We start from the raw sequence: 6,512 nt of genomic DNA, 5'->3' as shown, positions 1-6,512 counted from the left end.
CGTTCATCCTGAGCCAGGATCAAACTCTTCATTGTAAAAGTTTCATTTAAATTCTGTTCAGGATTCCGTTTATCTTAATTGACGGTTCGCATTTTTATTTACCAAGTACATGTATCAATACACGCACTTAATGCTCTTGTACTACTTGTTTCGTTTATTTATAATCTATTCAAAGAACGATTTCTTTTTGTTACGCTATTTTCGTAAGCGGATGCAAAGGTAGAACTTTTAATTTTAACCTCCAAATGTTTTCGAGAATATTTTTTAAATTCTTTTTCTCTAAAACCTCGATGAATGCACCGGTTATCTTACATTATGTCAACTGCGTAAGCTTTGTCTCTCTTGCAAAGCGGGTGCAAAAGTAGACCTTTATTCCTGCCAATCCAAATATATCTCACTCTTTTTTATAACTTTTTTTGCAATTAATAGATAACTCGCTGAATTACAAACGTGTTACAGAACATATTTTTTTCTTCTTTGCAAGGAACATTGGGAAAGGTTACTTCTTTATATACATTATTAATTTACGTGCGCGCGTAAGGAGTGATAAAAAGAAGTCGATAACTAAACACAAATATTTCATATCCCACTATTATTCTGTTAGAATAGTTACCTTTGCAAAAAATAAATTTATGAGATCAAAAGACTTAAAATCGGCACAACCAGCCAAAGTATTAGTAATTGGTGAAGATTCTAATCTGCAATGGTCGGACACTGCAACCGAATATGCAATGTTCGCCGACTACTATTTTCGTAGTTTTCCTGAAGATCATGGTGAACGCAGCAGAAATGTAGAAGCACGTAACCTGTTTAACCACATTATGTACGTTACCCTTAATAATTTTAAGTCCGACGAGATTTACATAACTAACTTATGCAATGATTATTTAGAACCGGCTCCAAAAGGTAAAAGAGTACTGATACCTGAGGAAAAAGCAATAAAAGGATATGAGCACATAAAATGGGTATTGGAGCAAAATCCAACCATCGAGATTGTTTTGTCCATGTCATTGCAAACCAACTACTGGTTACAGAAATTAGGTCTTTATGGCGGAGATGAGACTTTTCTTCATGGTGCTCAGCCACGCCGAGTAGGTTTGGAATCTTTCGAACCTTATTACCAGCCTGTTGATGGAAAATCACTTAGAACAATCTGCGGAAATGTTTATGATGCTATTAACTTTCCTGTAAAGGTTATCCCTATACTTCCAGCGAAAGATTATCCGTTAAAAGACAAAAACCTTGAGCTGTTCAGTGCTGCTTATGAGAATATCCGATCATATTTTCGTAAATAATCACTGCATTTCAATCAAAAAAAAGAAAAGATCTGCCACATCCCCCACTAAAACACGAAAAAAGCCCTAATAAAGGGGCTTTCAAGTGGTGGGAGATAAAAAAATCATCTGCCACTAGCTTTTTTATCTGCCACTACCAGACTTTACCTGTAAGCATATCAAAAGTGATTATTCTCACCTCAGTAACAAGACTGGTTCAAGAAACCTATTATTCCGAGAAAACATATTGTAATTAGACAGAATATAACCTGACTGATTTTATATTTAGTCTAGACACATTTTTCGTTTGATATACATCTAAAGGGTGCTTTGATATACATCATAACCATGCTTAGATGTACATCAAAATAGGTTTTAGATATACATCAAACAACAATTATTAGAAGGGCTTTTCTATACTTACTAGTTGTATTATCAGGAATAAGAAGATATACATAGAAGTATGTGCTATAACTGCAACATACACTGTTTTCTGAATTCTAGTAGCAGATGAGAATTTTTAGTAGCAGATAATTTTAGATCTGCCACCAGCCAAAGTCCCCATAGATAAAGGGTTCTATACAATTTAGTGGCAGGTAGCAGATCTTTTTGTGTTTTTTTGAATTAAAACACCTGGTATTTATATTGGCTTAGATGCTCTTCTCTATATTCCAGACAAAAGCACGAAGTCCAAGTTGTTCGGTAGATTTATCCAGACGATGAAGCATTTCAAGAAGTCGGTCAACTCTATCATCTTCTACTACTGTAATAATAGCAGAGCACATGGATGGCCACGCATGACTTCCATAATGAGGATCCCCCGTTTTACTACCCCTTCCTCTTACATCTTCAACATAAGAAAATCCACGGCAGCTATTTCTATCAAGAATAGCTATCACACGATCGTAAAAGGCTTGGTCAAAAGTTATCAATACTGATTTCATATTTCGTTATTTTCATTATTCATTATTATTTTCTACAGCATTCAATGCAGCCTCGAACTCGCGCATCTTTCTACGTCTGCGTTTCACACCAGTTCCGGCAAATATACAGTACAGAACAGGCACAATAACTAAGGTTAATACAGTAGAAATAGTTAATCCGCCAATTACTGCAATACCCATAGGCTTCCACATTTCCGATCCTTGTCCTCCGCCAATAGCCATTGGAATCATACCAAGTATCGCTGTTAATGAAGTCATTAGTACCGGACGTAAACGAGACTTTCCTCCTTTTACTACAGAATTAATAATACCCAGGCCACGTTCACGGTTCAGGTTTATATAATCCACAAGTACAATACCATTCTTAACCACAATACCAATCAACATAATCATACCAATTGCCGACATCAGATTCAATGTACTGCCAGATATCCACAAAGCCATGAGTACTCCCGACAATGCAAACGGCAATGCAAACATAATAATAAACGGATAGGTAAGAGACTCAAATTCTGCTGCCATCACAATAAATACCAGAATAATAATAAGTCCACCAAGCGTAAGCAAGTCAGAGAATGATTCCTGCTGATCTTCATAAGTACCCGAAACCTGTACAGTTACACCCGAAGGAACATTCAGTTGAGATATTTGCTGACGAGCGGCAGCTACGACCTTATCCATTGAAGCTCCGGAGATTACGGCCTGAACGGTATTTACGCGTTCGCGGTCTTTTCGTTCAATTGTAGGAGGTGCACTTTCTTCAACAACAGTGCCCAAATCTTTAATACGTATTCCCTTACCCTGGTTATTATATACCATTATATTTTCAATAGATTCAATAGACTGTCGATATTCGGGAGCATACATAACCTTGATGTCATATTCATCACCCTCTTCGCGATATTTAGATGCTGTTGCACCATTGATTCTATTTCTTGCGTATGTTGCGGCAGTAGAAAGATTCAATCCATTCAATGCCAGTTTTTCGCGATCGAACTTAATCTGGTATTCAGGTTGATAATCTCCACGGCTGATTGTTACGTCCACACAACCGGGCACCTTACTCATACGTTCTCTTAAATCTTTGGCAATCTTATCAGTCTGTGTAAAATCGTATCCGTAAACTTCAAGGTCGAGTGTAGCCTGTCCGCTACCCATCATGCTAGATCTGCTACCACCAACGTTTACCGTAAACTTCTTTAATTCTGGATAGTTACCAAGATCTTTACGCATGTCATCACAGATTTCCACAATCCCCCTTTTACGATCAGCCGGATCAGATAAACGGATATTGAAAGACATAATATGAGTTCCATTATCACTCATCGAAGCCCAGGCATTATCCGAAGAAGCCTGACCAACAGTAAAGTTGATAGCCTGCATTTCAGGATATTTAGCTTTCCACTGTTTTTCAATTTTCAGGGCTATATCACGCGATAACTCAGTTCGGGTTCCAATAGACATTTCAAGAGTTACACCAATTCGCCCGTTATCCTGGGTAGGCATAAACTCTGTACCTATGAATTTAAATAAGAACATAGACGCGATAAAGAAAATAAAACCTCCAGAAACAACAACTGTTCTATGGCGAACTGCCCAGTTTACCAGTTGTGCATATTTTACATCAAGCTGATCTAATCCTCTCTTAACAGGAGAATAGAACTTCTCGAAAACTTTATTATGTTTTGGATTTAGCTGAAGCAACTGAGAGCTCATCATTGGAGTCAGCGTCAACGCACAGATAAGAGAGATAGCCATAATAATACAAACCATCCATCCTAACTCGCGGAACAAGACACCCGTCATACCCGAAACCAAAGTCAGCGGGAAGAATACCGCAAATAAAGTCAGTGTAGAGGCAACAACAGATAAGGCCATTTCATTTGTTCCATGAACGGCAGCCTGCCTTGGATGACTACCTCTTTCAATATGCGTGGTTACATTCTCCAATACCACAATGGCATCATCTACTACCAATCCAATTGCAATAGACAGAGAAGACAAAGAAATAATATTCTGAGAACTACCCGTAACCGCCAGATAGATAAACGAAGCTACCAAAGAGAGCGGTATAGTTATAAGAATAATCACACAAGATCTCCATCTACCAAGGAAAATAAACACAACTAATCCCACAAAGATCAATGCATCACGTATTACATCGGCCAACGAAGCAATTGTATTTTTAATATTATCTGAGGTATCTACAATAATATCCAGCTTCACATCAGATGGAAGTTTTGCTTGCAAAGAAGGCAAAGCAGCACGTACCTTATCTGCAATTTCCACAGAGTTTGCACCCGTTTGCTTCTGGATAACAATCATTGCTCCTTGTACCCCATCATTAAAAGTTTCCTGAGTACGTTCCTCAACAGAATCTTTAATTCTTGCAACATCTTTCAGATAGATATTCTTACCATTAAAGCTACCTACAACAATGTTTGCCATTTGTGAGGCGTCATCAAATTCTCCTTCTACTCTTAACGAATAAGTATTACTACCAATATCGAAATTACCGCCCGGCACATTCTTATTCTCTGCTGCTATGATTGCCGAAATAGTTTCCACACTCAGATGATATGCTTCCAAACGAACCGGATCTATATATACCTGAATCTGTCTTTTCGGAGCACCTGAAACAGATACGGTTCCCACACCACCAATTCTGGCAAGCGGATTGGCAACACCTTCGTCCAAAATCTTATACAAGGCCGGCATGCTCTCTTTTGCCTTGGCAGAAAGCACGATAATAGGAATCATGTCTGTACTAAACTTAAAGATAGTAGGATTTTCAGCGCCATCTGGAAGAGATGACTTAACTAAATCCAGTTTATCACGAACGTCGTTTGTCAGTTCATCAATGTTTTTTCCATAATCAAACTCCAAGGTAATTACAGAGATATTTTCTCTTGACTTTGAAGTTATATGCTTTAGATTACTTACCGTATTTAAAACATTTTCGAGAGGACGGGAAACATTGTTTTCAATATCCGAAGCACTTGCACCCTGATATGATGTCATTACCATTATGGTATTGGTTTCAATATTAGGGTACAAGTCAATGGGCAATTTTTTCAAAGAAAAAAGCCCAAGCACCAGCACTGCTACAAAGCAGAGCGAGGTCATTACAGGACGATTTACGGCTCCTTTATATATACTCATATATTCTTTTAATTTTTTAGTCCGCCTTTCTTTAAGAATCAATACATATATAAAGATGTATCAACATAAAAAGGACTGCCCAATTATTATTTTTCAACTACAACAGCTGCACCATTATTCAAGCGAGTCTGTCCTGCAATTACTACCTGAGAGTTATTTGGAACGCCAGAGATCAATTCATATTCTGCCCCCATCTGGCGACCAAGAACTACTTTATTATATGAAACTTTGCCGTCATTATATACATAAACATATCGGTCGCCAGAACCAGTTTGCTTAACAATAGCACGATCAGGTACTACAACGTGTTCCATAGAACCAAAGCTCATTGTAACGCGGGCAAACATTCCCGGACGCACTTTCTGTCCGCCATTAGCAACAGTTATTTCAACAGGGAATGTACGGGTGGTATTGTCCACTGTAGGATAAACAAGACTAACTCTTCCGGTAAATTCTTCATCACCATAAACATCAAGCTTAATCTTCGTTGTCATCCCCTTCTTCACTTTAGTAAAGTAATCCTCAGAGATATTAATCATTATCTTTACAGGAGAAATCTGTTCCACAGTAAGCACTGGCAGACCGCCCGAATACATATCGCCACTATCATAATTACGAGCAGTTACCACTCCGCTTATGGGACTAGTTAAAGAAGTATTTCTCACAAGGTTATGGTAGGAAGTCTGAATCATATCAAGATTCATTTTCTTAGCATCCCATTCAGATTTTGAAGCACCGCCAACTTTGTATAGTTCGTCAATTCTTGCAAATTCAATTTTCTGATTATCCAATTGAGCTTTTACCTGATTCAAACTAGAAGCATCCATCTGCACAAGTTTCTGACCTTTACGAACCTGATCGCCAACTTCAACAAAAATCTTTTCAATTCGTACAGGACTTGAAGGAGCTATATTATTTTTAATATCAGACTCTACTGTTGCAGTAAATTCTTGTATTTGCTCTACATTCTCTGCTTTAACAGAAGCCAGCTTAACTTTAGGTTTCTCTTCCTTAACTTGTGAACTTGAAGCTTTATCTCCTTTTCCACAAGAGCAAAGCAGCATCAAAGTCGTTAAAGTGAATAACTGAATTTTACCAGATCTTTTCATATTTATAAGTTTATTTTAATTCG

At 37.7% G+C, this 6,512-nt stretch carries 4 protein-coding genes; 1 reads left to right on the top strand and 3 read right to left on the bottom strand.

The window, feature by feature from the left end; genetic code table 11:
- Positions 1–632 precede the first annotated feature (632 nt).
- A complete protein-coding gene (locus BUC21_RS11480; RefSeq protein WP_073402500.1) occupies positions 633–1,295 on the top strand; it encodes a uracil-DNA glycosylase family protein in 663 nt (220 codons plus the stop codon).
- Between the two features lie 629 nt (positions 1,296–1,924).
- Here BUC21_RS11480 and BUC21_RS11475 read toward each other — a convergent pair.
- From BUC21_RS11475 to BUC21_RS11465, 3 genes are all read right to left on the bottom strand, one after another.
- A complete protein-coding gene (locus tag BUC21_RS11475; RefSeq protein ID WP_073402498.1) occupies positions 1,925–2,218 on the bottom strand; it encodes a PG0541 family transporter-associated protein in 294 nt (97 codons plus the stop codon).
- A 15-nt stretch (positions 2,219–2,233) separates the two neighbouring features.
- Positions 2,234–5,380 carry an efflux RND transporter permease subunit gene (locus BUC21_RS11470; RefSeq protein ID WP_073402532.1) on the bottom strand — a complete coding sequence of 1,049 codons (3,147 nt, stop codon included), beginning with the start codon at positions 5,378–5,380 and terminating at the stop codon, positions 2,234–2,236.
- An 86-nt stretch (positions 5,381–5,466) separates the two neighbouring features.
- Positions 5,467–6,489 (bottom strand): efflux RND transporter periplasmic adaptor subunit, encoded by a 1,023-nt coding sequence (locus tag BUC21_RS11465; protein ID WP_073402496.1) that lies wholly within the window; start codon positions 6,487–6,489, stop codon positions 5,467–5,469.
- Positions 6,490–6,512 lie beyond the last annotated feature (23 nt).

It is taken from the genome of Bacteroides luti, from assembly GCF_900128905.1.
Lineage (GTDB): Bacteria > Bacteroidota > Bacteroidia > Bacteroidales > Bacteroidaceae > Bacteroides > Bacteroides luti.
This window is presented reverse-complemented; position numbering and strand designations above follow the sequence as displayed.